Below are 26,131 nucleotides of genomic sequence, written 5' to 3' on the forward strand. Positions count from 1 at the left end.
AAAGAATTATTATTAAATTTATAGTACTAAGATTCTCAGAACCGAGTATTTGTATATCTCATATCTCAAGTCTTAAATCTTAAACTGTTTTATATTGGAAGAATATTTTGGAAATGAACTTGTAAAAAAGTTCGAGGAAATGATGGAAAACAATGACGAATTCTACTTTGATACAGAAGAGTTAGAAGATATCATTGTCTACTACTTGGAGCTGGGAGACTTTAATTATGCAGATACGGCAGTTAATTATGGTCTGAAGCTTCATCCCAATTCTTTAGATATCAAGATCAAAAAGCTTGAAATTTTACTGGAATGGGAAGAGTATACAGCGGCAAAGGAGCTTATTGATGAGTTGAAGGGTTCTTCTATGGAAAACACCGACTTTTTGGTTTGCTATGCCAAGTATTACTCAAATTTAGGAAACCCTAGAAGATCAATCGAAATATGTAAAAAAGCATTGGAACTGAAAGAAGAAGAAAACTTCCTTCATAATTTCATTGCGGATGAATATGTGAATCTGGGAGATCCTTTTAATGCGCTAAAACATTATAAAAAGGCCCTTAAAGAAGACCCTACAGATGAGTACTCATTAGAAAACTGTATGGTTTGCTTTGCCGATTTAAATAAAAGTGAAGAAGCAATCGCTTTCCTTAATGAATATTTGGATGAATTTGCTTATTCAGAAGTGGCGTGGTTCGAATACGGTCAGTTTTACTTCAACAGAAAAAATTACGAAGAAGCCATAAAAGGATACGATTATTTATTGGCGATCAATTCAAGTTCTGTTGGTGTATATGCTAATAAAGCTGCCTGTTATGAAGCTTTAGGGCAATATAAAAAAGCAATCGAAGTGTATGAGGAAATGCTGGAGTTAGAATATACAAAAGCATTTACATTCTATAAAATCGGGCTTTGCTATAAAGCTCTGAAACAGCCGATAATGGCCTTAAATTCTTTTCAGAAATCATTGAGAGAAGATCCGCAGTTCTATCTTGCCATGATGGAGCAATCCTATCTTTACGAAGAAATGGGCGGAATGACAGAAGCATTGCATTTTGCGAAAGAGGCAACTCATCTGAATGAAAATAATCTTGATTACCAGAAAAGATTAGCATTTTTATTTATTGATTCCGGAAAGTTTGAAGAAAGCCTTTCATGCCTGAAGAAATTAGTAGATTCGGAACCTTCGAGATTTTATAACTGGTATGCGTATTCAGAAGTATTGATGCTTTTGGGAGAATATGAAGAAGCTATAATGGTTTTAAATAAAGCATTGAAATCACATCGCAGAGCCGAATTGTATTATCAGTTGAGTAATTGTTATTTCAACCTGAAAGATCAGGAAAAAGGAAGCGAATCACTTCAGAATGCTTTGGAATTGGATCCGTCTTTGGTTACAGATATGCAGAAAAAATATCCGTATATTAAAGATGAGGTTAAAAAAGCCAGGGCTAAAGTAAAGAAGAAAAACTCTGAAGGTTAAACCGTATCATTCTGAACATAAACCAAAGGTTTACGAACGTAGTTCAGAAATGAAGTGAAGAATCTGTTTTAGATTTGAGATCTTTCTCCGGTCGAAATGATATATTAAAATAAAAATCCTGCAGGAATGCAGGATTTATTTTTTTATAACGTTGGGTTTTGCCCTTAAAAAGATCAATCCGGCAATAATGATTCCTGCGCCTACAAATTGCATGATGCTTAATTTTTCACCATCCAAAAAGCCCCAAATGATGGCTACAATCGGCATTAGTAAGGTAACTGTGGAGGCGAATAAAGGAGAAGATACTTTTAGCAGACGATAATTCATCATCATGGCCAATCCGGTTCCGAAAACAGATAACAAGCTTACAAACATCAATCCGGTTAAATTCTTTTCATCAAGACTGAATGTTGAAAAGAACCCTGTAAACGTTAGGGCAATAACTGATGGAAAAAATAACACAAAAGAGAATACAAAAGCAGATAAAACAGTAGAAGAAACCGCCATAAGTTTTGATTTTACTGTTGTGGTGCTCATTGCATAACATAAGGTTGCCAATAATAAAAGCAAAATTGGAATCAATTTAAATTTCCCGCCTTCTCCGTCCCCGCCAAAGGCCAATAAGCAAACCCCAGTAAAGCTGATAAGAGTACCGAAAATTTGCTGTTTTGTAGTTTCAAACTTCCAAACCAGGGCTCCAACGATGATCACGAAAATGGGCATCATGGAATTAATGATACCGGCAATACTGCTGCTTACCTCAGTTTCTGCAATCGGAAATAAAAACATTGGGATAAAATTTCCTGTAAATGCAGCTAAAATCAGCCATTTTAAATGTTTTTTCGGAAATAGTTTATATTTTGAAATCGCAATAGGCATCAAGATAATTCCGGCTATCAAAACTCTTAAAGCTCCTACCTGATACGGGCTGAAATGTTCTAAAGATTTTTTGATTAAAATGAAAGATGATCCCCAAATAATACTTAATATGATGAGAAGGACCCATTTTTCTTTATCTGCGTTCATTGTTTTGGTGTAATATTTTTAAAAACTCTTTTTTAGGAATCATTTTTGCTCCCAGGCTTTCAAGATGTTCGGTATGGGACTGACAGTCAATTAATTCTAGATTCTTGTTCGATTCGATAAAATGAATAAACCCGGCTTTGGAAGCATTGCTCACCTTGGCAAACATACTTTCGCCACAGAACACATTTCCAATCTGAAGGCCATAGAATCCGCCGACTAATTCTCCGTTCTGCCACACTTCAATACTTTTTGCCAACCCATATTCATGCAACTGAATAAAAGTTTCCATCAGCTCATCCGAAAGCCATGTTCCGGTTTGTCCTTTTCTGCTGGTTTGCTGGCAATTTTTAATGACCTCCCTAAAACTCTGATTTTCCGAAAACGTAAAAACATTTCTGTTTAATATTTTCCGCATCGATTTAGAAACCTTCAGGTCTTCCGGATACAGTACAAATCTCGGATCAGGGCACCACCAAAGAATTTCTTCGCCGGGATTGTACCATGGAAAAATTCCCAGCTGATAAGCAAACCAGATTCTTTCTATGGACAGGTCTCCGCCAAAAGCAATAATACCTTCATGTCCGTCGTACATTTCAGGATCGGGAAATGCGATCTCATTTTCGTCTAGTCGAATCATATTCAGGAAAAAAAATCCCACTTAAAAAGCAGGATTAATATTTTCAGTAGTATTTTTAATTAGAAAGGTAAATCATCATCGTCGTCTCCGGCAAAAGGATTTTCATTTGAAACCGGAGAAGCAGAATGAGAAGGTGCAGCCTGTGTGGGCTCAGAAGCGTTATCAAAAACTTTTTCTACTCTCCATCCTGTAATAGAGTTGAAATATTTAGTTTCTCCCTGAGGCGAAACCCATTCTCTTCCTCTGATGTTGATTCCTACCTTTACATTTTCTCCTTCTTTAAGATTATCCAATAAACTGATCTTATCAGACAGAAATTCTATGTTTATAGGCTGTGGATACTGTTCCTGAGTCAAAATAACCATTTCTCTCTTTTGAAACCCGCTCGCAAACGTCTGAGCATCAAAAAGTTTCTTTATCGTTCCTTGTAATTCCATATCATAATAATTAACGGTGTAAAAGTAAGAAAATGAATCGTAATAAAGGCTACGAGAAAAAAAAAATGCAAAATTTTAATTTTTTTGTCTGAAAAGTTTGGAGGTAAAGGAAAATATCCTATCTTTGCACCACTGAAAACGGAAAAAACGAAACAAGTTCTTTAAAAATAAGTTTTCAAATTAAACAACGCGGATGTGGTGTAATTGGTAGCCACGCCAGACTTAGGATCTGGTGCCGAGAGGCGTGGGGGTTCGAGTCCCTTCATCCGCACAGTTTTGCGAAAATAGCTCAGCTGGTAGAGCACAACCTTGCCAAGGTTGGGGTCGCGGGTTCGAATCCCGTTTTTCGCTCCACACCATGCCCTGGTGGTGGAACTGGTAGACACGCAGGACTTAAAATCCTGTGCCTCTTTTGGCGTGCGGGTTCAAGTCCCGCCTGGGGTACATTAAAAATCCGTATTATGCTTATTAATAGCATTTTACGGATTTTTTGTTTTTAATTATCCCGACATAATCCCGAATATTCTATTTTACTATCTTTTCAATTAAGATTTTTGGATAGCTTCTTTAAAATATACATATTTTGATAAATTTGCAATAAATCAAAATTGTAATGAAATTATTAGATAAGTTAATATTTCAATTATCAGAATATAAATGGATATTCTTTTCTCTATTATTTTATTTCTCTTTTCAAGATTTTATTTTGGATTACTATAAGAAGTATTTAGTTGGTAAATTTTTAATGTTTTTTTCTGTTTCTTGGATTACCGAATGTGCTTTCTATTTCATTATCATTCTATTCATTGTTTGGGCTATTAACAAATATCAAAAAGGATTTTATTTTAAACCTAACACGATAGTCTATTCAGTAATTATATTGTTTTTTTATACATACATAAGGTGGTCTTTTGGGAAAGATATGAAATCATTAGAAACAATATCTTTCATAAAATATTTTGACCTAGTTTATTTTATTATTGGAACTGTTGTATTATTACAATTTTTTTTTAAATTGAAAAGAAAAGAAAAGGATATTAGTGAAATAATCCCGTTTTATCCAGATTCTCCAATTCATACATCTTCCGAAGACATCCTTAATAGGAAAGAAAAGGCATTGCAAGTAGCAAGGTTTGTAAAAAGTAATCAATCAGAATCTTCTATTGCTATTGGAATAGTAGGCAAATGGGGGGATGGTAAAACGTCTTTTATGAGTTTAATAGAGGAGTCTTTTACAGGTAATGGTGATTATATTATAATTAAGTTTCGCAGTTGGTTGAACATTTCTGTAAAATCTATTTTTAACGATTTTTTTAACACTGTAGAAAAGGAAATAAAACCATATAGTATAGATATTGCCAAAGAAATAAAAAAATATGGAAAATCAGTTTTGCCTATTTATAAAAGTTCGACAACAGAAATTTTATTAAACTCTTTAGATCTCATATCTGATAAAAGTGTTTCAGAGGATTTTGAAAATTTAGATAACCTTCTTGGTAAATTAGGCAAGAAAGTAGTAATTTTTTAGACGATTTAGATAGATTACAATCCAATGAAGTATTTGAGGTATTGAAGTTAATTAGAAATACTGCATCCTTTAAAACATTTAATTACGTTGTTGGTTACGAAAAAAATTATCTTATTGAGGCACTAAAAACTAATCAGATCCCAAATCCGGAAAAATATTGTGATAAAATTTTTATTAACGAATTTTATTTATTACCAATTCTTACCAATGAGATAGAAGAATATTTAAAGGAGAATTTAAAAAGAATTCTAAAAAATGATGTTTCTAATTTTGATGGTACTTTTGAGAGATATTCTATGTTTTCTAGGTGGGGAGGAGGTAATATTTTCAAATCTATTCATAATCTTAGAGATGCAAAAAGATTTTTGAACGAAATTTTTATTAGCGTTAGAAATGTAAAAGATGAAGTCGATTTAGGTGATTTTATTATTATTAAGTTATTGAAATTTTGTTATAATGATGTCTATTTTCTTATTTATTCTAATCGAAATAAATTTATAGCGAATGATGATAATCTTGGTTATAGACATAACGGAGGAGTTAGGAGAATAAGTTTAAAGAAAGATGATAAAAATTGTTCTTATGATTTTTCTGAATCTATATTAAAAAAATATTTAGAAGAAAAAAAACTATATGATGATATTCAACTCGAAAATTTACGAGTATTATTTCAGGTTCTATTTTTAGAACGTTCAAAAGAACCTTTGGCATTTGGTTTTAATCATAATTTTTATAAATATTTCAATGATGAGATTGATGATTCAGAAATTCCTGTTAAAGAATATCAAAAAGTATTAAATTCTAATTGGAATACAATTATTGAAAGTATCAAAAAATGGCAAGTGCAAGGAAAATTATTTGGTTTATCTGCTCATCTCTATCATACATATATAAGAGACTTCGATACTAAAGATAAATTTGAGAACTACTTAAGACTTTTGTTTTATTTAGGAGCATTGGAAGAGAAAGAACGAAACCTAAATTTTCATTTGGATTTTGATTATGTTGATAGGTGTATTAGCAATTATGAAAGTAGAATTAGTAAAAAGTTTTACGGAGGCAATGTACAAGAATATAGGGTGTTTTTATTAAGTCTTTTTTATTATGCGAAATTTCCATATATCTTCGAAACGAGGATATGCAAATATTTATATAAAGGAGTCTATGACTCAGAAGATGATGCATTAACAAAACAAGATATAAAGGATTTTGTTGTTTATGAATTTAGAAATTTTATTGAAGTGATGGAATATGATAATAATAATTTTTTTGATTTATTTAATAGATCTACACTGCTAGAAAATTATCAACAAGAAATAGGGAGTAATGTATGGTATGAAAGAGAGTTGATCCTTCCAGAAATAAAAGAATTGTCAAAATTAGTAATTACTAGATTTCCAGATCAATTTCTTACAGATATTTTGGATGACGGAGGAAGAAAAAAGTACTCTAAGGATAACCAAAAACAGATAATTGGTATAAATAGTTTTGTTTTAAAAATATTCCCTTCTTATGATGATTTTATAGAATTTATAAGAACAGAAGTAAATGACCAATCAAGTGTTTTCAAAAATGAGTTTCTAGAATTTGCAGATAAACTCCCTACAAAAGATGATTTTATATCTTACGATTTTACTTATCTTCCAATAAAAAATAAATTGATAGAGATTTGGACTAAAAGGAGTGAAATATACCCATAAATCAGAATTTGACCTCATCTTCAAATTTCGTTAAATCTTTTGCTGCTCTATTTTGGCACTTATTTTATATAAAGAAAATCTGTATCCATAAAAATACCAACTTCTGTATCTGTGTCCGGTTGCGAATAGTGTATACATTTGCTTAAGTAAAGCAGATGAATTATGGTAACGGCTCTTCAACAGCAGGATCGGCTTCACTATGCTGAAGTCTATGCATCGGATATTTTAGAACTGAAGAATCTTTTTCTTCAGCAATTCGGATTGGATATGATTGATGAAAACTTTGGGATTCCTTTTCTTTTAAGTAAAAAGGAGAATAGAATTGTGGCATTTGCCAGTCTTATCATTGATAAGGATCATCAGATTGGCTTTAAGATTTACGGGAATTCTGAGGTCGGGGAAATTGAAAAGGAAGATTTTAAGGCAAAGGCTATTCATTATTGTAAAGAAAACCGTTCTGAAAACTTCACGGATCCGGATGAGCTGAAATATAATATCCAAAGAATGGTTAACTGGCTGAATAATTAAAGATCTTTAAATCGTAAATTTACGTTTTATATGGCTAAAGATGTTTTATATCTTAAGATCGCGAAATCTGTTACAGAGCAGATCAAAAGTGAAACTTTGCAATTCGGCGATAGGCTTCCTTCACTGAGAAGTGCTCAAAAACTGTATAATGTAAGCCTCAACACGGTAAAGCAGGCTTATATGGAACTTGAAAGCCGTTCTTTGGTAGAATCCCGTCCGAAATATGGCTATTTTGTGAGTCAGACCTCACAACGGAAACTGGCACTTCCTTCGGTTGCAAAAATAAAGGTTTCAGAATCTCAGAAAGCGCCGGAAGATCTTATTGATAAGGTTTTCGGAACGATTGCCGGAACAGATGTTACCCAGTTTGCCCTGGGAATTCCCGGAAAAAGTTTCCTTCCGTTAGCCAAGCTGAAAAAATCGATGGTCAATGTTATTAAACGTAAAAATGACAGCGGAACAGATTATGAGCCGGTTCAGGGAAGTGAACATCTTCGTCGTGAAATTGCGAAATGGGCTTTGGTTTTGGAAGGAAAAATTACGGAGGATGATCTTGTCATTACTTCAGGGGCTATGAACGCAGTGTATAACTGTCTTATGGCAGTGACTAAACCCGGAGATTGGGTGGCTGTGGAAAGTCCTGTTTATTTTGGGATTTTACAGGCGATTCAACTGTTGGGATTAAAGGTTGTGGAAATTCCGACGCATCCCGTTCTGGGAGTGGATCTGGAAGCGTTAGAAAAAGTGCTTCCGAAATTATCTGCATGCTGTTTTGTGACGAATTTTAATAACCCTTTAGGTTTTCAAATGCCGGATGAAAATAAAAAAGAACTGGTAAGGTTGATTACTGAATATAATGTTCCTTTGATTGAAGATGATATCTATGGGAACGTTTATTTTGGAGCAGAAAGACCAAAACCATGCAAATATTATGATGAAGCAGGGTTGGTTATGTGGATTGGCTCAGTAACTAAAGTTTTGGCTCCGGGTTACCGGATTGGCTGGGTTGCTCCGGGAAAATTCAAAGATAAAATTATTCGTCAGAAGCTGGTTCAGACCGTTTGCAGTCCTTCGTTGTATTCGGATGTGATTGCGGATTTTCTGGAACACGGCCGTTATGACCACCATCTGAGAACATTCAGAAAAAAATTATATTCCAATTATCTTCAGATCCAAAAATCGGTTGCAGCCTATTTTCCCGATAGCACAAAGGTTTCAGATCCGAAAGGAGGATTTATGCTCTGGCTTGAACTGGATAAAAGAATTTGTACGGAAGATCTGTATGATGAAGCTTTTAGCCAGAAGATCAATTTTGCTCCAGGAAGAATGTTTTCGCAGTACAATCAGTATCAGAATTGTTTGCGCCTGAATTATGCCATGGAATGGACAGACCGTGTAGAAAGTGACCTGGAAAAACTGGGAAAAATGATAAAAAACAGATTTTAAATTAAATATAGAACAATGGACGATAATAATAATCAAGTGAAAATTGTTGAATATGATCCGAAGTACCAACAGGATTTCAGGGATTTAAATGAAGAATGGATCAGTAAGTTTTTTAAAATGGAAGCGAGTGATTACAAAATGCTCGATAACCCCGAAGATTACATTATCAATAAAGGAGGGCATATTGTTTTTGCTCTTTTAAATGAAGAGGTTGTAGGAACCTGCGCACTGATAAAAACTTCTGATGAGCCATTGGCTTTTGAGCTGGCAAAAATGGCTGTAAGTCCGAAAGCCCAGGGGAAAAAGATTGGCTATTTAATTGGTAAAAAACTGATTGGTAAAGCTAAAGAATTGAAAGCAAAAGAAATTTTTCTTGAGACCAATTCTTCGCTGGTTCCCGCCATTAAACTTTATGAAAAATTAGGCTTTCAGCATATTACTGTTACCGATTCTCCTTATGAGCGTTGTGATACAAAAATGCTGCTGAAACTCGATTTTTAGATATTTCAATTTTGTTAAAGAGAGAGCATGCTGATTTTTCAGTATGCTTTTTGTTATAAATTTCTCGTCAATTTTCCATTTCTTCCAAAGCCAAAATAAATTTTCTATTTTTGTCTAATTCCTTATTTCAAATGAAAAAAATTATCCTTATCGAAGACGAAACAAGTGTGGTGTCCTTTATAAAAAAAGGACTTCAGGAAAATGGTTATGAAGTTTCTGTGGCTTTTGACGGACGTACCGGTGTACAGCTGGTTCAGGCAAGCGATTTCGATTTGGTGATTCTGGATATTATGTTACCGGAAATGAACGGGCTTGATGTCTGTAAGGAAATCCGAAAAACCAATAAGCATGTCCCTATTTTATTTTTGACGGCGTTGGGAACATCGGAAAATATCGTACTTGGTTTAGAAAGTGGGGGAGATGATTATTTGGTTAAACCATTTAAATTCATTGAGTTAGTAGCACGTGTGAAGTCTTTGCTAAGACGAAGCAATAATGGAAGCGTACCCGAGATTCCTGAGTATGAACCTGATAACGAACACATTTTTCAGTTTTCAGATTTGATCCTGAATGATTACACAAAGAAAGTTACCCGTGGCGGTGAAGAGATTTCGCTCACATCAACAGAGTACAAATTATTGTTATATTTTTTAAATAACCCTGAAAAAGTAATTTCCAGAACCGAAGTTTTGGAAGCGGTTTGGGGAGTGAATTACGAATTGGGAACCAATGTTGTTGATGTTTACGTGAATTATCTGAGAAAAAAACTGGATAATCAAGAAGATAATAAACTGATTCATACGGTTATAGGAATGGGTTATGTATTGAAAAAATCTTAATGAATGTTTAATAGAGTTGTCACAAATCAGACCAAAACGATGGTGCTTCTGATGTTGGTATTCACTGCCATCATCTTGCTGTTCAGTGGTTTGGTGTATTTTTCTATTGTCAATTTTTCGCATCAGAGATTTTATGAATTATTGAAAATCAGGACGACTACGATTGTTCAGATTGAAAAAAGTAAAGACGATCTCGACCTTCCTGAGAATTATATTTTAAACAGTTTAAATGATGAAGAGCTTCCGATGGAACGCGATTATGTTTTTGCAATTCCTACGGACTCTAACTATAAGAAAATCTCGCAGGAAATTCATATTCCCGATTACTTTTTCAAGAATATTGCAAGAAATGGGGAAGCAAATTATAATGACAAGGAGTTCTACTACATCGGTCAGACTTTCAGGCACGATGACAAAAATTATATTGCGATAGCTTCTGCCAAAAATCATTATGTGGTTTATTATTTGGGCTTTTTGAAAAGAACATTAATCACCTGTATCGTGCTTTCTTTGTTCTTTAGTATGATCTTTTCTTTTTATTTATCTAAAACACTTTTCAAACCGATTTTAAAAATTACGGGAAAGGTAAAGGAAATAAGCTCGGAAAATCTTCATCTGCGTCTTGAGCCTCAGCCAGATAATAAAGAATTGAATGAATTGGTGGAAACCTTTAATGATATGCTGAACCGTATCGAAACGTCTTTTGAAACTCAAAATCATCTGATCGGAAATGTTTCCCATGAGCTGAGAACACCTCTTACGTCCATTATGGGGGAAGCGGATGTTGCGCTTTCGATCTCCAGAACCAATGATGAGTATAAGGAAACATTGGGAATTATTCTGGATGAAGCCGAAAAATTAGACAAAAAAATAAAAGCCTTATTAATGATCGCCCAGACCGGTTTTGACGGAAAGATTCAGAAAATGGATAAGGTAAGAATTGATCAGCTGCTTTGGGATGTCATTGAAACGCTGCGAAGAATCGATTCGAGAAACAATATCTATTTAGACATCAGTATGTTACCGGATAATCCCAAGAAATTAAAGGTTCAGGGTAACGAACAATTGCTTCATCTTGCCGTTACGAATATTATTCAAAACGGTTGTAAATATTCTAATTTCCAGCAGGTTAAAGTTTCGTTGGGAGCAACGGATGCAGATGTCTATATTATTATAAAGGATAACGGAATCGGGATTCCTGAAGAGGAAATGAATAAAATTTATGATCCCTTTTTCCGGGCTTCCAATACCAAAAACTACGAGGGATACGGAATTGGCCTTCCTTTGGCAAGAAATATCGTGAGAATGCATCATGGCGAACTGATCGTAAGTTCTCATGAAAATCAAGGGACAACAGTGCAACTGCGTTTTCCTAATTTCTACAGTACGCTGAAGGAAGAGAAGTTGGATTAATGAGAGACTTCATATCTTGTCTAATAATCCCTGTTTAGCTGGAGTTCTGTTTAGTCAATTACTTCATATTAAGATCTCTTAACAATTTTCTAATCTCATTTTAATCTCTTTAATTACATTTTAATTCCATTCCAAAGAGCTTCTAATTTGGTCGTTTTAGTTTTGTATCATCAAAAAAGATAATACGAACCTAAATCTTAAAAATATGACCAAATCAATTTTAATAGCCACAGATTATTCTCTAGAATCTTTAAATATATTAAAAGAGGTTCTGAAAGAAAAAAATGCTTCTGAAGATCAAGATCAATATACTGTTTTTTTGGTTTCAGGCTATGATATGGGAGATTCTATCCGCGATCTTCTCTTTAATACCAAAAGTACAATTTTTAATAAAATCAAACCGCAGGAGTTTAATGATGCTTATGAGATTATTAAAAATAAATATCCGCATCTGATTGATAAGATTATTTGTGATGTTTTTACAGGAAGCTTTCAGAGAACCTTCGATCAGTATATAAAAGCGGAACATATTGAGGAAGCTTATTATAGCTCATCCATAAAAAGCAAAGGAAAAGGAAAGTTTGATCTTATTCCTTATATCAAAAAATGTAAAAATCTTAAGTCTCGGGAAATGGCAATTGAAATCCATGAAAGACTTCCGGAAAGAGGAAGGCTGGCTGAGATTTTTGCCTAATTCTAATTTTCTAAAAAGATAATAAAATGTTAAGAAATTATAGTAACAGCAGAACGTTGGGAGATAATATAAAACTGGGAACGCTGACTGCCTTTACAGCAGGAACTATAAACATTGCTTCTCTATTGATATTTCTCTCATTTACTTCAAATGTAACGGGACACTATGCTATTTTAGCAGCGGAAATAAGTAAAGGAAACTGGACACAGGTAGCGGTAGTTGGAGGATGGATTTTCCTGTTTTTCTTCGGAAGTTTTCTTTCTAATTTTATTGTGATCAACTTTAATAAAAAGAGTAAATATTTTGCTCATGCCATGCCTATTGTCTTAGAGATCGCATGTTTGCTATTTGTTGGAATCTACGGACAGTTCTTCTACCTGAAAACATTGGAGGAAACCGAAGCTTTGGTAGCTTTAATGCTTTTTGCAACAGGGCTTCAGAACGGATTAACGGCAAGTATTTCCAACTTTTCGGTGAAAACAACCCACCTTACCGGAACCACTACCGACCTTGGAATTCTGTTTTCCATGTTTACCCAAAAAAAATACAGAAAGAATCCCGAGCTTACGGCAAGAGCTAAACTGTTGATGAGCATTATGCTGGCTTATGTTTTGGGAGCTGTGTTTTCCGGACTTACGTATTACTATCTTGAATTTAGAGTGTTTTATGTGATAAGCTTCTGTCTTCTTATTGTAATTGGTTATGATGCCTATAAAATTCATGTAAGACATTTTAATACAAAATACAGATATTCAAAGATCTATAAGAGACCGAATCTGTTGGCGTATTTATACGATAAGATCCATGGGATTCCTAAGAGAAAAGAAAAAAGAAAGTTCGTTTTTGAAGACTGATATTAGAAAAATAAAAATACTTCAGTATTAATTTTGTGTAAACTAGCTGTGAATCAATCCTCTAATTGTATAATGCGATTAGGGGATTGTACTTTTAAGAAAACATGATTGTATTGCCAATTTGACTGACATATCAGCCTGGCTAGGTTGTTGATATGTTAATAATTAAATTTTAATTCGCGGATAGAAAGTTTTTATTCCCGTTTTCATTACCTATTTTTGTAAGTTGATTTACATTTTTTATGTCAGATATTATTCAGCTTTTACCGGATCATGTGGCCAATCAAATTGCGGCAGGAGAAGTCGTGCAGCGACCGGCGTCTATTGTGAAAGAACTTTTGGAAAATGCAATAGATGCAGATGCCACTAAAGTGGAATTGATTATAAGAGATGCTGGGAAAAACCTTATTCAGGTGGTGGATGATGGAAAAGGAATGTCTGAAACTGATGCAAGAATGGCTTTTGAAAGACATGCAACTTCAAAGATCAGAGGAACGGAAGATATTTTTAAAATTGCGACCAAAGGTTTCAGAGGTGAGGCTTTGGCTTCTATTGCGGCCGTTTCCCAGGTTGAACTGAGAACCAAACAAAAAGATGCAACGATTGGAACCAACATTTACATCGAAGGAGGTGTTTTCCAATTCCAGGACCCCATACAAACCGCAGACGGATCTAACTTTTTAGTGAAGAATCTATTCTATAACGTTCCGGCAAGAAGAAAATTCCTGAAAAATAATAATATAGAATTCAGACACGTCATCGACGAATTTCAAAGAGTTGCGCTGGCTCATGAAAACCTGGAATTTTCCTTATTTCATGATGATGAAGCTGTTTTCAGACTGAGAAAAGGAAGTCAGATGCAGCGTATTGTGGATATCTTCGGAAGAAAGCTTCAGCCACAACTGATCCCGATTAAAGAAGATATTATCTGGTGCAAACTTCACGGGTTCGTTGCAAAACCGGAGGGGGCCAAAAAAACAAGGGGCGAACAGTTTCTTTTCGTTAACGGAAGATATTTTAAAAGCCCATATTTCAATAAAGCTGTTCAGGAAGCATTTGAAGGACTGCTTTTACCGGGATATATTCCAACGTTTTTCCTTTTCTTAGAGCTTGATCCTGAGAAAATAGATGTCAATATCCACCCACAGAAAACAGAAGTAAAGTTTGAAGACGAACATCTTATTTTTGCTTTATTGCGTTCAACAATTAAGAGATCGCTGGGAATTTATAATGTAGCTCCGAGTCTTGATTTTGAGAAAGATCCGCAACTCGATGAAATGCTGCAAAAAACGTTTCCAAGTAAAAGTAACAGTGGAGGAGGAAGTGGATTTATTAAAATGCCGGAGATCATTGTAGATAAGGACTACAATCCTTTTTTGGAAGAAAGGGGTGCGATAAAGCAGGCTGAAATTCAGAATCTGGCAGAAATGTATCATCAGAATATCGCTGCAGAGCCATCGAAAATCAATCTGTTTGAAGATGAGGATTTTGATGAGGATCTGATGAGACTGCCCAACGGATACTGGCTTTTCAATAAAGGAGACAGAACGCTGATGCTGGATTTGGGAAGAATGCATAGATTAATGGTTTCGGAAAACAATAAATCCGACAAAAAAGGATCTTCTCTTAGTCATGCCCTTCTTTTTTCTCTGGAATATCATATGAACGAGATTGAGAAAAATAAATATAAATCTATAAAAAAATACCTTCCGGAACTTGGATTTGAAATGAGTATTGCTCATGAAAATGTACTGAGAATAGATGCCGTTCCCGAAGGATTGAAAGAAACCCAGGTAATGAAGTTTCTGGAAAATCTTTTTGATATTCTTGAATATAAAACGGAAGAAGAATTTATGCAGTTTTATCAGAACCAATGGAATAAAATGCAGTCTAAATCCCGTTTCGATTTCATTTATAAAAAAGATGCAGAACAACTTATCAGAGACTTTACAGCATTAGGTTTCCCGGAATTTCTTCCCAATGGGAAAAGATGTTTCTATGAAATTCCGTTTAATGATTTTAAAAACAAATTTTAAAAATGTTTAATAACATACCACCGATTACCAGGAATATTATTATTATAAATGTTATAGTATTTATTGCTGTATTTTTTTTGCCACAGTTAAATGACTTACTTTCCGCATATTATCCTTTTTCTCCAGAATTTAAATCATGGCAGATTATTACCCATATGTTTATGCATGGAAATCTGATACATATTTTATTTAATATGTTGACTCTTTATAGCTTCGGACCTATTTTGGAATACAGACTGGGAGATAAAAAGTATTTACTTCTTTACTTTTTAAGCGGTTTAGGAGCTTTTTTCCTATATAATCTTTGGAATTTTATTGAAGTTCAGCAATTAGTTTCAGAACTTCAATCGATGAATATTGATGCAAAAGATTTTTTGAATTCATTGATAGACAATCCGGATAAAGTATTAATTCATAATGAGGCGGAACAAAATTTGGCAGGAATTTATTTTGGAAGAATGGTAGGAGCCTCCGGAGCAATTTTCGGAGTTATTGCTGCTTTCGCAACATTATACCCTGAAGCAAAAATTGGAATCATGTTTATTCCGGTTCCTATGAAAGTAAAATATGTGATTCCTATCGTTATTGTGATCTCGATTTATTTAGGCGTTTCAGGAAACGGAGGAGGAATTGCTCATCTTGCTCACGTTGGAGGAGCTTTGGTAGGATGGATTTTAGCCAGAATCTGGAAGAAACATTTATATAGATTTAATTAAAATCATTCTGTGAAAGTTTTTCGTCTTATCCTCTTCATACTGCATTTAGGAATTTTCATTCTCTTATTGGGAGTATTGATGAACAGTATTGTTCCGCCTAAAGTATTCCCGTGGCTCAATTTACTTTCCTTAGGATTTCCCATTTTAATTAGTGCATATATTCTGCTTACTTTTTTCTGGATTATAAGCTGGAAAAAACGGGCTTTTGTATTTCTTTTATTTGGATTATTGTTTTTTAAACCCGTTATAAGATGGGTAAACTTTTCATCAAAAAAAGATCAGGAAGCGAATCTGAAAATTGTTTCTTTAAATGCAAAAGGAGGAAAATTTGGAGCAGATCAAATCCAGGATTATATTGACAGGCAAAATGCAGATGTAGTTTTTTTGCAGGAACCTTCTATTCCTGATATTAATCTTAAAAATCTTTCGGGGAAAAGTAATATGCCTGTACTTTCTTTTTATTCCAGGTATGAAGTGGTAAACCATAAAAATCTTTTTGAAGGCTTAGAAAATAAAGATATAACGGCACAGTGTGAAGTGATTGATATTAACATTCGGGGGAAAATCTACCGGTGTATTAATGTGCATTTGGAGTCTTTTGGTATTGTAAAAGATATGGTAAAACTCAATGGCAATAAAGATGAAGATGAAATAAAGACGAAAAATGTTCTGAGAAAGCTTCTCAGTAATTTTAAAAATCATCAGGATCAGATTGATAGTATAAAAAAAGAAATAGAGAATTCTCCTTATCCCGTATTTGTGGTTGGAGATTTTAATTCTGTACCCAATTCTTATGAATATTACAAAGCCTCCGACAATCTTACAGATGCTTTTGTAGAAGTCGGAAGAGGAAGCGGGACCAGCTTTCACGATTTTAAATTTCCGTTACGTATCGACTATATTTTTACCTCAAAATCCATACAGCCGGTGAGCTATAAAGTCGATCATCATGTACAGATTTCGGACCACTTTCCGGTGATAGCTACCTTTAAACTAGCAGATTAAAAATCATAAAAAGCGTTAAATAAATTCAATTGGTAGGGTTTTTGTTAAAACAAATGTGATTACACCGTTTTTATGAAGCCGAGCCAGTTATTGTTATTTTCTCATATCCTCGTTGCAATTCTATTGTTATGTACTTTAGGAAATGCCTGGATTGCGCCTAATTTACTCGGGAATTTGAATCTGCTTTCTCTGGCGTTTCCCTATCTTATCATTATTCATATTTTGTTGACCATGGTATGGGTTTTTAAAAGAAAAAAAATTGCTGTTGTGTTTGCTTTGGGAACGCTTATTTTTTTGAACCCTATCCGAAGATGGATCAATTTTTCTTCTAAAACAGATAATGTCAGAAGTATAAGAGATATTAAAGTACTGACCTTTAATGTTAAATACGGAGATTTTGGATGGGAAAAAGTGAAAAAATATATAAGAGATCAAAATGCGGATATTATATTGGTGCAGGAAAAAGATACCAACAGGGCTTTGCGTAAAGATATGGTGAAATATCCTACAGTAATCTTAAAAACTAAACACAGAATCGTAAGACAGGAGGAACTGATTACGGATAAATCAAGAGGAAATTCCTTTTATGCGGATGTCGATATTAACGGAAAAATCATTCGTGTGGTCAATGTATATCTGGAACCGTTTAGACTAAATAAAGGGATGTTTAATTTTGCAGATTTTGGAAAAGAAAACAAAATCAACACTCTGCTTTCCCATATGATTCCCACGTTTCAGGCTCACGAAAACCAGATCAAAAAAATCAGAAAAGTTGTTGATCTGTCTCCTTATCCTGTAATATTGGCTGGAGATTTTAATTCTGTACCCAATTCTTATGAATACTATAATCTTGGTAAAGATCTTCAGGATGCATATTTAACTGCAGGAAACGGTATTTCCACAAGCTTTCACGATTATAAGGTTCCACTTAGGCTAGATTATATATTTAGTTCAAAATCAATTATTCCATTGAGCTATAAAGTTGATCATTCGGTTAAATTATCAGATCATTATCCGGTAATTGCAGAATTTCTATTAAATTAGTTCCATGAAAAATATTTTCTCAGCGATACTTATTTTATTAATTTTAAGTGCCTGTTCGAATAAAGAACCGGTTTCTGTTGATCATTCACAGGATTTGAAACCTAGTTATGATACTACGGCAATAGATTCTTTTTCTGCGGGAGCCACTTCTGAAGCTGTGATTATGAAAATAAAAATGTCTTCTCAGCAATATCAGGATTCTATAAAACAGGCTGCGAAGCTTCAGGCAGAAGAAAAAAGAATTGCAGAGGAGCTGGAGAAAGAAAACAAGAAGAAACAGGAAGAGGAAAAGAAGAAAGCCAGTGAAGAAAAACAACAAAAGACATCAGAATCTTCAGAAGTAAAAACTGAACAAAACTAAAATTATATAAATATGAAAAAACAAATTTTATCCGCATTGGCTATTTCCATTTTAGCCGTTTCTTGTACTAAATCCACTACCAAAACAGAACAGGTGGAAAATCCGGACGGATCTGTAACCACAACTACAACTACGGTTACTGAAACTCCTTCAGGAGTAGATTCTACTAAAATCAATGAAACGAAAAAAGAAATACACGAAAAAGTAGAAGAAACAGGCAATAAAATAGATAATGCAGCTCAAGATATTAAATCTGGCGCTCAAGAGGTTGGTAAAGATGTAAAAGATGCCGCGGCAAAAGGAGCTGAAAAAGTGGAAACCGGAGCCAAAAAGCTAAAAGAAGACTTGAAAAAATAATAAAAAAACCGCAGTAATTTGCGGTTTTTTTATTTATTCATTTCCAATAAAGGATCAATGTATTCCCGGTCGTTGCTTAGTCTTGGAACTTTATTTTGTCCCCCTAACTTTCCTTTTGATTCCAGCCAGTTGTAGAATAAGTTTTCTTTTGCAATATGTACAATAGGCCTTTTTAGGGTCATATTATTATACCTTTTAGCTTCGTAATCAGAATTTATTGATTTTAAATGCTGATCAAAAATATCAATAAACTGTTCCAGGTCTTCCGGTTGCTGGCAGAATTCAAAGATCCATTCATGGGCCCCGCTTTCATTGTTTTTCATAAAAACAGGAGCCCCGGTAAATTCGGTAATCTTTGCGTTGGTAAGTTCGCAAGCTTTGGTAAGGGCAGATTCCACATTGGTAATCATGAGCTCTTCTCCAAAGGCATTGATATAATGTTTTGTTCTTCCTGTAATTTTTATTCTGAACGGATTAACTGAAGTAAATACAACTGTATCTCCGATCAGGTATCTCCATAAACCACCATTGGTCGTAATGACCATGGCATAGTTTTTCCCTACTTCCACATCTTCTAGACTTACAACCTTAGGGTTTGAAAAATGAAACTCATCCATAGGGATAAATTCATAGAAAATACCATAATCAAGCATAAGCAGCATTTCATCACTATTAGGTTTATCCTGGATTCCAAAAAAGCCTTCAGAAGCATTATAAATCTCATAGTAATTGATGTTTTTACCTATGATCTGTTTAAACTGTTCTTTATAAGGTTTAAAGCTGATTCCGCCGTGAAAAAATACCTCCAGATTCGGCCACAATTCTGAAATGTTTTTAACCTCAGTTTCCTTTAATACTCTTTGCAAAAGAACCATCATCCAGCTCGGAACTCCAAGAATACTTCCTACATCTTCATTCTTAACTTCTGAAGTAATTGCCTTAAGCTTGCTTTCCCACTCCCCCATCAAAGAAACCTTTTTACTCGGAGTGGTGGTAATTTCCACCCAAAATGGTAAATTATCGATTAAAATAGCAGATAAATCCCCAAATTTGGTGTTAAAATCCGCATACAATTCCGAACTCCCTCCTAAACGTAAGTTTTTATAATTGAACAGCTGATTTTCCGGATGGTTATTGGCATAAATGGAAACCATATCTTTTCCGGCCTTCATATGACAGTATTCTAGGCTTTCATCAGAAATAGGAATGAACTTACTTTTGGCATTGGTAGTTCCGGAAGATTTGGCGAAATACTTAATATATCCCGGCCAGCTTACATCCTTTTGCCCCTGTCTTGCTTTTTCAATATAAGGCTCAAAGTCTTCATACGTAACAATCGGGACTTTATTTTTAAAATCCTGATAGCTCGATATGGAGTTAAATCCATACTTTTTGCCATATTCCGTATCCTCGGCATGAAACAATTGAGAAAAAAGAATACCTTTCTGAGTCTCAATAGGATGATTCATAAAATTCTGAATCTGATCCATCCTTTGGCGGATAAACCAGTTGACGACAGTATTGAATAGTGCTTTTGTTGCCATTTCAACAAATATAATGATATTTGGATTTTCAGGGAATTTTTTAAGAGGATAAATAAAAAAACCGCTACAAATTTTGTAACGGTTTGATATTTAGATTTATTGTTTCTTAGCAATATTCATCATAAGCTGCCTGAAGGTTGGCTGCGATAGCTCCTGCAGGATTTCCTTCAATATGATGTCTTTCAAGCATATGAACCAGTTCACCATCTTTAAATAAAGCTACACAAGGAGAGCTTGGAGGGAATGGAGCCAAATGTTTTCTTGCCTCTACTACAGCTTCTGTATCGAAACCTGCAAAAACAGTAGTTAAATGATCAGGTTTTTTATCTCCTGTCAAAGAATATACAACTCCCGGTCTTGCAGCTCCTGCCGCACATCCGCATACAGAGTTGATCACCAATAGAGTGGTTCCTGATTGCTTTAATGCTTCTTCTACCTGAGCCGGAGTTGTCAAATCTTGGAAGCCTTTATCTGTAAGTTCAGCCTTCATAGGCATTACTAAATCTGTTGGATACATGTTTTGTTTTTTTAGTTCTACGCAAATTTACAACATTTCTAAGTTTTTCATTAATTTATAATAACTATCATTCAATTTATTAAACCAAATAGTTTTGTAATTAGAATATTAAAACAATAATAAATTTCAACAATGTTTGATTTATATGTGCTAATATTGGAAAATATTTATTAATTTTGAAACAGATTCTAAAAACAATCTTCCATGAAAAAAAACTTATAATTAAAATATAAGGATTATATCGGGTGTAAAAATCTGATTGATAGTGTATTCCCTCACCTTTAGTTTATCCGTATTATGTTTTTAGAATTGACATCGGATAAATGAAGAACTACAATAAAAGCCTGTAACAATTGTTATGGGTTTTTTTATTTGCCTGATGTCTTTGTATAAATGAAGCCCGGAACCTAGGTTCCGGGCTTCTTTAATCAAATCGATATGCAAAGGTTGAATATCCGTTTTTAAAATTGGTTGATGGGTTTTAGTTGATAGTTGACAGTATTAATCCAACAACCAACAACTACTAACCAACAACTAAGAAAGCAGCTTCTTAGCCATCTCGGAGATACTTTTTCCGTCAGATTTTCCGGCCAATGTCTTTGATGCTACTCCCATTACTTTTCCTAAATCTTTTACAGATTCAGCGCCTGTTTCAGCGATAATGTTTTTCATTTCTGCTTCAAGTTCTTCTGCAGAAAGCTGTTTGGGAAGAAATTGCTCTATGACTTTCATTTGGGCTTCCTCCACTTCTGCAAGGTCATTTCTTCCTTGTGCAGTAAACTGATCGTAAGAGTCTTTACGTTGTTTTACCATTCTCTGAAGAATAGCAATTTCTTGTTCTGCTGTAACTTCTGCTCCTACAGCTTCCGTCTTTAGCAGTAATATTTGAGATTTTACAGCACGAAGAGAATCCAAGGCCACTTTGTCTTTGGCTCTCATTGCTGTTTTTATCGCTTCGTTTATTGTATTTTCTAAACTCATGTTATTAATTTGAAAATTTGAAAATGAAATAATTTGAAAATGTAATAACTATTTTATGAAAGAATTGAAGAATTTTCAAATTACCACATTTTCAAATTAAATTTAGTCTACATCTTTATTTAAAAATCTGTTTTCTCTGATCTGCATATTTCCGTTATTATCGGAAAGATAAGTATTGATGTTCTGGTCAGAAGCATTGTTCCCATCAATGGAAATATTCTTTCTCTTGAATGCAGGTACAGATTCAAACTCACTTGAGCTGTCAAAACTTTGATAACGTGAGTTGAACTCTTTTAGTTTATTTCTTCTCTCAATAATTCTATCCTGATCAATTGTCTTGTTCACAAAAGTGAACTCTTCTTCTGCCGGTTTTGAAACTTCAGCTTCTGTTTTGTTCTCAAAAGTTGATCTGGTTTCCATTTTAGGCTCTTCTTGTTTCGTCTGGAAGAAGGTTTCAACTTTTTGAGCAGGCTCCTGAACTATTGTATTGCTTGGAGTTGTAAAGTCTGTTTTAGGTTGCCCGAAATCAGCTTTAGGCTCATTAATCGTTTCGTTGACAAAGAAATTAAACTCTACCGGCTTCTCTTCTGAGTAAGAATTGCTGAAGGTATTTGTCTGAGGTTCTTCTTTTTTATTATCGAAATCGAACTTGAAAGATTCAATTTCCAGATCGTTAGGATCTTCTGCTTCCTCATCTAAAGAAAATAGGTTGAAAGACTCTTCCTGTTCTTCTTCATTTCTCCAGTTCTGAGCAGGGTTATCTAATGTATCTTCCTCTTTATCAAAGAATTTTATTTCAGTTTTTATTTCTTCACTGTCAACAATCATTTTTTTTTCAGTAGTCGTAGACCCGAACTGTGGAGTATCGTTGTCATCATCCAGCCTGAATAGGTTTTTACCTCCAAAATCATGTGTTTCTTCTGTTGTTGCCTCTCTTTCTTCTCTTGTTTTGAAAGGAGAAGCTTTTGGAGTATCAAAAGTATCATTTAGGCTGATCTTGATCTTTTCAGTAGGCCCTGAAAACTTTTTATTGTCATTTGAAAAACCTGTAGCAATAACAAGAACGCTTACAGAATCTCCTAATTCTTCATCGGCACCAACCCCGAAAATGATATCAGCCGTATTTCCTGCCTCTTTCTGGATATGATCCATAATCACCCCGATTTCATCCATGGTAACTTCTTCTACACCACTTCTGATCAACAATAGGACGTTTTTCGCTCCGGTAATTTTGTTGTCATTCAATAATGGAGAATCTAATGCTTTTTTCACTGCTTCTTCAGCTTTGTTTTCGCCCGAAGCAATACCTGTAGACATCAAAGCCGTTCCTGAATTTTGAAGCACAGATTTAGCATCTCTAAAGTCAATGTTTACATCGAAGTAACCTGTAATAACTTCTGCCATTCCTTTGGCAGCGTTTGTTAAAACTTCATCGGCTTTGGAGAACCCTTGCTTAAATCCAAGGTTTCCGAACTGTTGTCTTAATTTATCGTTATTGATGACAATTAATGAGTCAACATTATTTCTTAATTTATCAAGGCCGTTTTCTGCCTGCTCCAATCTTCTTTTTCCTTCAAAGCTGAAAGGAACGGTAACAATCCCTACGGTAAGAATTCCCATATCTTTTGCCACTTTAGCAATAACGGGAGCAGCTCCGGTTCCTGTTCCACCACCCATTCCGGCAGTGATGAATACCATTTTGGTATTTTGTCCCATAGCTGCTTTGATGTCTTCGATACTTTCGATAGCCGATTTTTCTCCTACTTCAGGATCAGCTCCTGCACCAAGACCTTCTGTGATGGTTGTTCCCAACTGTACTTTGTTGGCAACCGGGTTATTGTCTAATGTCTGAGCATCAGTATTACAGATCACGAAATCTACTCCGTGAATTCCTTTCTCGTACATGTGTTTTAGTGCGTTGTTTCCACCGCCACCTACACCAATTACTTTGATGATCGATGAATTTCCTTTTGGTAAATCAAATGAAAATCCCTGTGTACCTATATTTTCCATAACTGTTCTTTTAATAATTATAATTGATAATTGATGAATGATAGCTGATAAGGAAAAGATCGTTTATCGTTTATGATCCATCATTTATAATTTACTCTACTTCTTCGAAGAATTTTTTTACTTTTTCCATAAGCGACTGTCCGAAAGTAAGCTTTGCCGCTCTTTTGTTCTCGTTTTGTTCTGCTGCAACTTCTTGGTGCTGTACGGTTTCAATAGGCTGAACAGGCTGTTGCACTGTTTCCGTTTGAGTCGTTACAGCTTCCGTTTTTGGCTGAGGTTGCTCCATAACAGGTTCTTCTTCAATACTATTAATCTTTTTATCTCTGATTTTCAAACTTTCCATTAGTAATCCAATAGAAGTCGCAAATTCAGGTCCTTTAAGATATTGATTTTTATCATTCGCAATGTATTCGTTTGCAAAACCTATTCTGCTGTCGAAACCTGTTGTATAGTTAGCCAGCTGACGAAGATGTTTCAGGTTTGAACCACCACCGGTCAGAACAATTCCAGCAATCAGTTTTTTCTTTTGTTCGAAAGCACCGTAAGCTTTTAGTTCCGTATTTACCATTTCCAATATTTCTTCTACTCTTGCATTGATAATCTGTGCCAGAGTTTTTAATGAAATTTCTTTATCCGGCCTTCCGTGAAGTCCGGGAATGGTAACATATGTACTGTCTTTTTCCAGTTCAGGAACTGCAGAACCGAACTTCACCTTTAATTGCTCGGCGTGCTTTTCAATAATTGAACAGCCTTCTTTAATGTCTTCTGTAATAATTCCTCCTCCGTAAGGAATGACGCAGGTATGACGAATGATATTGTCTTTAAAGATGGCAATATCCGTTGTTCCACCACCGATATCCACGATGGCTACCCCCGCTTCTTTTTCTTCTTTTGTAAGAACAGCTTCTGAGGATGCTAAAGGCTCCAACGTAAGGGCTTCCATTTCTAAGCCGGCTTCACGAACGCATCTCGCAATGTTTCGGATGCTTCCCATTTGCCCCACTACAACGTGGAAATTGGCCTCCAGACGTTTCCCGTGCATTCCGACAGGCTCCTGAATTTCACCTTCGGAATCTACTTTATATTCTTGAGGAAGTACATGGATAATTTCTTCACCAGGAAGCATTACCAGTTTTTTTACCTGGTCTTTCAATGCTTCAATATCATCATCTGTAATGAATTTATCCGGATGTTCACGCATAATATAATCGGAGTGCTGCAGAGAACGAATGTGTTTTCCAGCAATTCCCACCGTTACTTTACGGATAGGAACTCCTGCGCTGGACTGTGCTTCAGAAACAGCAGCTTTGATTGAATTAATGGTTTGCGAAATATTATTCACAATACCTTTGTGAACACCAAGACTCTTTGCCTTTCCTACACCGAGAACTTCTATTTTCCCGTGTGCATTCCTCCTTCCGACAATGGCGACAATCTTTGTTGTCCCAATGTCCAGACCTACTGAATACTCTTGATTTTCCATTTGTTGATATCGATTTGATTTTTTATTCTATTTTAACTTTTGCTTTAGGCCTTGCGGCCGCTGCTTTTTTCTCTGTTTTCTTCGTTTCCTTGGGCTTGGTTGTAGCTTTGGGTTTTGAAGAGGTGGAGCTTGTTTTTTTTACTGCCGCCGCTTTGGGAGCTTCTGGTGTTTTCCTGACTGCGGGTGGTGTCGTTGAGGCTTTTGCCAGTTCTTTATTTCCTATATTCAGAATACTGTCATTTTCTTTAAAATACGGATTCAAAGTCGTGACAATCTGGTTCTGATATTTTACAGAAATCTTGTTGTATTTCTGAGGATCCTGATAAACCAGATATTTTTCTACGAAGGCCTTGAAACCTTTTACTTTAAATTCAATATTATCTAAGTCTCCGATTTCCACTTTATAATTTCCCTCACTGGTCAGGAGGTTATAATTTCCTTTATAATCTTTTGATATTCCTATAAAGTATTTTTTACTGAAATCATCTTTATCAATTTTTTCAACTAACTCGGCCAGCTGACGGTATTCATCTTTCTGTACATCTCCGGTTACCAGCATACAAGGATGCGAATAAGTTTTTGAAATCGGAAACTCGGTTCCTTTTTCATCCACATAAAAATCTCTTCCTTCTTTGTTTAACCTGAAAACCGGGACTCTCTGTTTAATGTCTAAATTTAATTTTCCATTTAGATTCAAATAAACATTCGCGCTGTCAACAGCCGGAAGATTATTGATTTTCTTTTCCAGGGCCGGAATATTTAAATCGCCAACTTTTCCGGAAGGGTTTTCTTTTTTTACGATCTCCCGGATGTCCTTTTCATCAACAAAATACACCGGAGTTTTCCCACTATTCATTTTTACAGAAATCCTATCGTCCGTAATCTTCTGTCTGCTGAATTTTCTCAAGGAGAAACTCAACAGAAATCCTAGAATGATTACTGTAATGACAATTTTTAATATTCTGTATTTATTTTTCATAAATGAGTT

At 34.8% G+C, this 26,131-nt stretch carries 23 protein-coding genes, 3 tRNA genes and 1 pseudogene; 18 read left to right on the forward strand and 9 right to left on the reverse strand.

Features of this window, described 5'->3' with window-relative positions; translation table 11 throughout:
• Positions 1 to 94: 94 nt before the first annotated feature.
• Positions 95 to 1,483, forward strand: a complete 1,389-nt coding sequence (locus tag CLV73_RS14470; protein ID WP_100377580.1) for a tetratricopeptide repeat protein — start codon at positions 95 to 97, stop codon at positions 1,481 to 1,483.
• Positions 1,484 to 1,618: 135 nt separating this feature from the next.
• On the opposite strand, the gene CLV73_RS14475 is transcribed toward CLV73_RS14470, so the two are convergent.
• The 3 genes from CLV73_RS14475 to CLV73_RS14485 are packed head-to-tail and all read right to left on the reverse strand — an operon-like array spanning position 1,619 to position 3,583.
• A complete protein-coding gene (locus CLV73_RS14475; protein ID WP_100377581.1) occupies positions 1,619 to 2,509 on the reverse strand; it encodes a DMT family transporter in 891 nt (296 codons plus the stop codon).
• Positions 2,496 to 3,146 carry a leucyl/phenylalanyl-tRNA--protein transferase gene (aat, locus tag CLV73_RS14480; RefSeq protein ID WP_100377582.1) on the reverse strand — a complete coding sequence of 217 codons (651 nt, stop codon included), beginning with the start codon at positions 3,144 to 3,146 and terminating at the stop codon, positions 2,496 to 2,498. The genes CLV73_RS14475 and aat overlap by 14 nt, the downstream gene beginning before the upstream one ends.
• A gap of 59 nt (positions 3,147 to 3,205) precedes the next feature.
• Positions 3,206 to 3,583 (reverse strand): DUF3127 domain-containing protein, encoded by a 378-nt coding sequence (locus CLV73_RS14485; RefSeq protein ID WP_100377583.1) that lies wholly within the window; start codon positions 3,581 to 3,583, stop codon positions 3,206 to 3,208.
• A 189-nt stretch (positions 3,584 to 3,772) separates the two neighbouring features.
• Between CLV73_RS14485 and CLV73_RS14490 the strand changes: the two genes are divergently transcribed.
• From CLV73_RS14490 to CLV73_RS14575, 17 genes and pseudogenes are all read left to right on the forward strand, one after another.
• Positions 3,773 to 3,854, forward strand: a tRNA-Leu gene (locus tag CLV73_RS14490).
• A gap of 7 nt (positions 3,855 to 3,861) precedes the next feature.
• Positions 3,862 to 3,937, forward strand: a tRNA-Gly gene (locus tag CLV73_RS14495).
• A 6-nt stretch (positions 3,938 to 3,943) separates the two neighbouring features.
• Positions 3,944 to 4,027: transfer RNA gene (locus CLV73_RS14500), tRNA-Leu, on the forward strand.
• A 478-nt stretch (positions 4,028 to 4,505) separates the two neighbouring features.
• Positions 4,506 to 6,811: pseudogene (locus CLV73_RS14510) on the forward strand (KAP family P-loop NTPase fold protein).
• Positions 6,812 to 6,973: 162 nt separating this feature from the next.
• Entirely contained in the window at positions 6,974 to 7,339 is a 366-nt protein-coding gene (locus CLV73_RS14515; RefSeq protein WP_100377586.1) for a hypothetical protein, read from the forward strand.
• Between the two features lie 30 nt (positions 7,340 to 7,369).
• Entirely contained in the window at positions 7,370 to 8,785 is a 1,416-nt protein-coding gene (locus CLV73_RS14520; RefSeq protein WP_100377587.1) for an aminotransferase-like domain-containing protein, read from the forward strand.
• Positions 8,786 to 8,800: 15 nt separating this feature from the next.
• Positions 8,801 to 9,286 (forward strand): GNAT family N-acetyltransferase, encoded by a 486-nt coding sequence (locus CLV73_RS14525; RefSeq protein ID WP_100377588.1) that lies wholly within the window; start codon positions 8,801 to 8,803, stop codon positions 9,284 to 9,286.
• Positions 9,287 to 9,417: 131 nt separating this feature from the next.
• Positions 9,418 to 10,125, forward strand: coding sequence for a response regulator transcription factor (locus CLV73_RS14530; RefSeq protein ID WP_100377589.1), 708 nt, complete (start codon positions 9,418 to 9,420; stop codon positions 10,123 to 10,125).
• 3 nt (positions 10,126 to 10,128) lie between these two features.
• A complete protein-coding gene (locus tag CLV73_RS14535; protein WP_100377590.1) occupies positions 10,129 to 11,538 on the forward strand; it encodes a sensor histidine kinase in 1,410 nt (469 codons plus the stop codon).
• Positions 11,539 to 11,743: 205 nt separating this feature from the next.
• Positions 11,744 to 12,232: a hypothetical protein gene (locus CLV73_RS14540; protein WP_100377591.1), complete on the forward strand. Its 489-nt coding sequence runs from the start codon at positions 11,744 to 11,746 to the stop codon at positions 12,230 to 12,232.
• 26 nt (positions 12,233 to 12,258) lie between these two features.
• Complete coding sequence (locus tag CLV73_RS14545; protein WP_100377592.1) at positions 12,259 to 13,086, forward strand: YoaK family protein; 828 nt, start codon at positions 12,259 to 12,261, stop codon at positions 13,084 to 13,086.
• 242 nt (positions 13,087 to 13,328) lie between these two features.
• The gene (mutL, locus tag CLV73_RS14550) at positions 13,329 to 15,122 is read left to right on the forward strand and encodes a DNA mismatch repair endonuclease MutL (protein WP_100377593.1); all 1,794 of its coding nucleotides are present in this window, start codon (positions 13,329 to 13,331) and stop codon (positions 15,120 to 15,122) included.
• Positions 15,123 to 15,124: 2 nt separating this feature from the next.
• Positions 15,125 to 15,838, forward strand: coding sequence for a rhomboid family intramembrane serine protease (locus CLV73_RS14555; protein WP_100377594.1), 714 nt, complete (start codon positions 15,125 to 15,127; stop codon positions 15,836 to 15,838).
• A gap of 9 nt (positions 15,839 to 15,847) precedes the next feature.
• Entirely contained in the window at positions 15,848 to 16,843 is a 996-nt protein-coding gene (locus CLV73_RS14560) for an endonuclease/exonuclease/phosphatase family protein (RefSeq protein ID WP_100377595.1), read from the forward strand.
• A 72-nt stretch (positions 16,844 to 16,915) separates the two neighbouring features.
• Positions 16,916 to 17,887, forward strand: a complete 972-nt coding sequence (locus tag CLV73_RS14565; RefSeq protein ID WP_100377596.1) for an endonuclease/exonuclease/phosphatase family protein — start codon at positions 16,916 to 16,918, stop codon at positions 17,885 to 17,887.
• A gap of 4 nt (positions 17,888 to 17,891) precedes the next feature.
• A complete protein-coding gene (locus CLV73_RS14570; RefSeq protein WP_100377597.1) occupies positions 17,892 to 18,248 on the forward strand; it encodes a membrane lipoprotein lipid attachment site-containing protein in 357 nt (118 codons plus the stop codon).
• Between the two features lie 12 nt (positions 18,249 to 18,260).
• Positions 18,261 to 18,605 (forward strand): hypothetical protein, encoded by a 345-nt coding sequence (locus CLV73_RS14575; protein WP_100377598.1) that lies wholly within the window; start codon positions 18,261 to 18,263, stop codon positions 18,603 to 18,605.
• A gap of 29 nt (positions 18,606 to 18,634) precedes the next feature.
• On the opposite strand, the gene CLV73_RS14580 is transcribed toward CLV73_RS14575, so the two are convergent.
• The 6 genes from CLV73_RS14580 to CLV73_RS14605 form a co-directional block, all read right to left on the reverse strand.
• Positions 18,635 to 20,149 carry a GH3 auxin-responsive promoter family protein gene (locus tag CLV73_RS14580; protein ID WP_100377599.1) on the reverse strand — a complete coding sequence of 505 codons (1,515 nt, stop codon included), beginning with the start codon at positions 20,147 to 20,149 and terminating at the stop codon, positions 18,635 to 18,637.
• A 106-nt stretch (positions 20,150 to 20,255) separates the two neighbouring features.
• Complete coding sequence (locus CLV73_RS14585; RefSeq protein ID WP_047099553.1) at positions 20,256 to 20,666, reverse strand: BrxA/BrxB family bacilliredoxin; 411 nt, start codon at positions 20,664 to 20,666, stop codon at positions 20,256 to 20,258.
• Between the two features lie 534 nt (positions 20,667 to 21,200).
• The gene (locus CLV73_RS14590) at positions 21,201 to 21,647 is read right to left on the reverse strand and encodes a GatB/YqeY domain-containing protein (RefSeq protein WP_100377600.1); all 447 of its coding nucleotides are present in this window, start codon (positions 21,645 to 21,647) and stop codon (positions 21,201 to 21,203) included.
• 102 nt (positions 21,648 to 21,749) lie between these two features.
• Positions 21,750 to 23,660 carry a cell division protein FtsZ gene (gene ftsZ / locus CLV73_RS14595; protein ID WP_100377601.1) on the reverse strand — a complete coding sequence of 637 codons (1,911 nt, stop codon included), beginning with the start codon at positions 23,658 to 23,660 and terminating at the stop codon, positions 21,750 to 21,752.
• Between the two features lie 91 nt (positions 23,661 to 23,751).
• Complete coding sequence (gene ftsA / locus CLV73_RS14600; protein ID WP_100377602.1) at positions 23,752 to 25,143, reverse strand: cell division protein FtsA; 1,392 nt, start codon at positions 25,141 to 25,143, stop codon at positions 23,752 to 23,754.
• Between the two features lie 22 nt (positions 25,144 to 25,165).
• On the reverse strand, positions 25,166 to 26,122 hold the full coding sequence (locus tag CLV73_RS14605) for a cell division protein FtsQ/DivIB (protein WP_185116778.1): 957 nt from the start codon (positions 26,120 to 26,122) through the stop codon (positions 25,166 to 25,168).
• Positions 26,123 to 26,131 lie beyond the last annotated feature (9 nt).

The sequence above is a fragment of the Chryseobacterium geocarposphaerae genome (assembly GCF_002797535.1).
Taxonomy (GTDB): Bacteria; Bacteroidota; Bacteroidia; order Flavobacteriales; family Weeksellaceae; genus Chryseobacterium; species Chryseobacterium geocarposphaerae.

Coding starts and splice junctions, on each gene's coding strand:
- CLV73_RS14475 (WP_100377581.1), bottom strand. CDS start 2,509: ATGAACGCAGATAAAGAAAAATGGGTCCTTCTCATCATATTAAGTATT.
- aat (WP_100377582.1), bottom strand. CDS start 3,146: ATGATTCGACTAGACGAAAATGAGATCGCATTTCCCGATCCTGAAATG.
- CLV73_RS14485 (WP_100377583.1), bottom strand. CDS start 3,583: ATGGAATTACAAGGAACGATAAAGAAACTTTTTGATGCTCAGACGTTT.
- CLV73_RS14515 (WP_100377586.1), top strand. CDS start 6,974: ATGGTAACGGCTCTTCAACAGCAGGATCGGCTTCACTATGCTGAAGTC.
- CLV73_RS14520 (WP_100377587.1), top strand. CDS start 7,370: ATGGCTAAAGATGTTTTATATCTTAAGATCGCGAAATCTGTTACAGAG.
- CLV73_RS14525 (WP_100377588.1), top strand. CDS start 8,801: ATGGACGATAATAATAATCAAGTGAAAATTGTTGAATATGATCCGAAG.
- CLV73_RS14530 (WP_100377589.1), top strand. CDS start 9,418: ATGAAAAAAATTATCCTTATCGAAGACGAAACAAGTGTGGTGTCCTTT.
- CLV73_RS14535 (WP_100377590.1), top strand. CDS start 10,129: ATGTTTAATAGAGTTGTCACAAATCAGACCAAAACGATGGTGCTTCTG.
- CLV73_RS14540 (WP_100377591.1), top strand. CDS start 11,744: ATGACCAAATCAATTTTAATAGCCACAGATTATTCTCTAGAATCTTTA.
- CLV73_RS14545 (WP_100377592.1), top strand. CDS start 12,259: ATGTTAAGAAATTATAGTAACAGCAGAACGTTGGGAGATAATATAAAA.
- mutL (WP_100377593.1), top strand. CDS start 13,329: ATGTCAGATATTATTCAGCTTTTACCGGATCATGTGGCCAATCAAATT.
- CLV73_RS14555 (WP_100377594.1), top strand. CDS start 15,125: ATGTTTAATAACATACCACCGATTACCAGGAATATTATTATTATAAAT.
- CLV73_RS14565 (WP_100377596.1), top strand. CDS start 16,916: ATGAAGCCGAGCCAGTTATTGTTATTTTCTCATATCCTCGTTGCAATT.
- CLV73_RS14570 (WP_100377597.1), top strand. CDS start 17,892: ATGAAAAATATTTTCTCAGCGATACTTATTTTATTAATTTTAAGTGCC.
- CLV73_RS14575 (WP_100377598.1), top strand. CDS start 18,261: ATGAAAAAACAAATTTTATCCGCATTGGCTATTTCCATTTTAGCCGTT.
- CLV73_RS14580 (WP_100377599.1), bottom strand. CDS start 20,149: ATGGCAACAAAAGCACTATTCAATACTGTCGTCAACTGGTTTATCCGC.
- CLV73_RS14585 (WP_047099553.1), bottom strand. CDS start 20,666: ATGTATCCAACAGATTTAGTAATGCCTATGAAGGCTGAACTTACAGAT.
- CLV73_RS14590 (WP_100377600.1), bottom strand. CDS start 21,647: ATGAGTTTAGAAAATACAATAAACGAAGCGATAAAAACAGCAATGAGA.
- ftsZ (WP_100377601.1), bottom strand. CDS start 23,660: ATGGAAAATATAGGTACACAGGGATTTTCATTTGATTTACCAAAAGGA.
- ftsA (WP_100377602.1), bottom strand. CDS start 25,143: ATGGAAAATCAAGAGTATTCAGTAGGTCTGGACATTGGGACAACAAAG.
- CLV73_RS14605 (WP_185116778.1), bottom strand. CDS start 26,122: ATGAAAAATAAATACAGAATATTAAAAATTGTCATTACAGTAATCATT.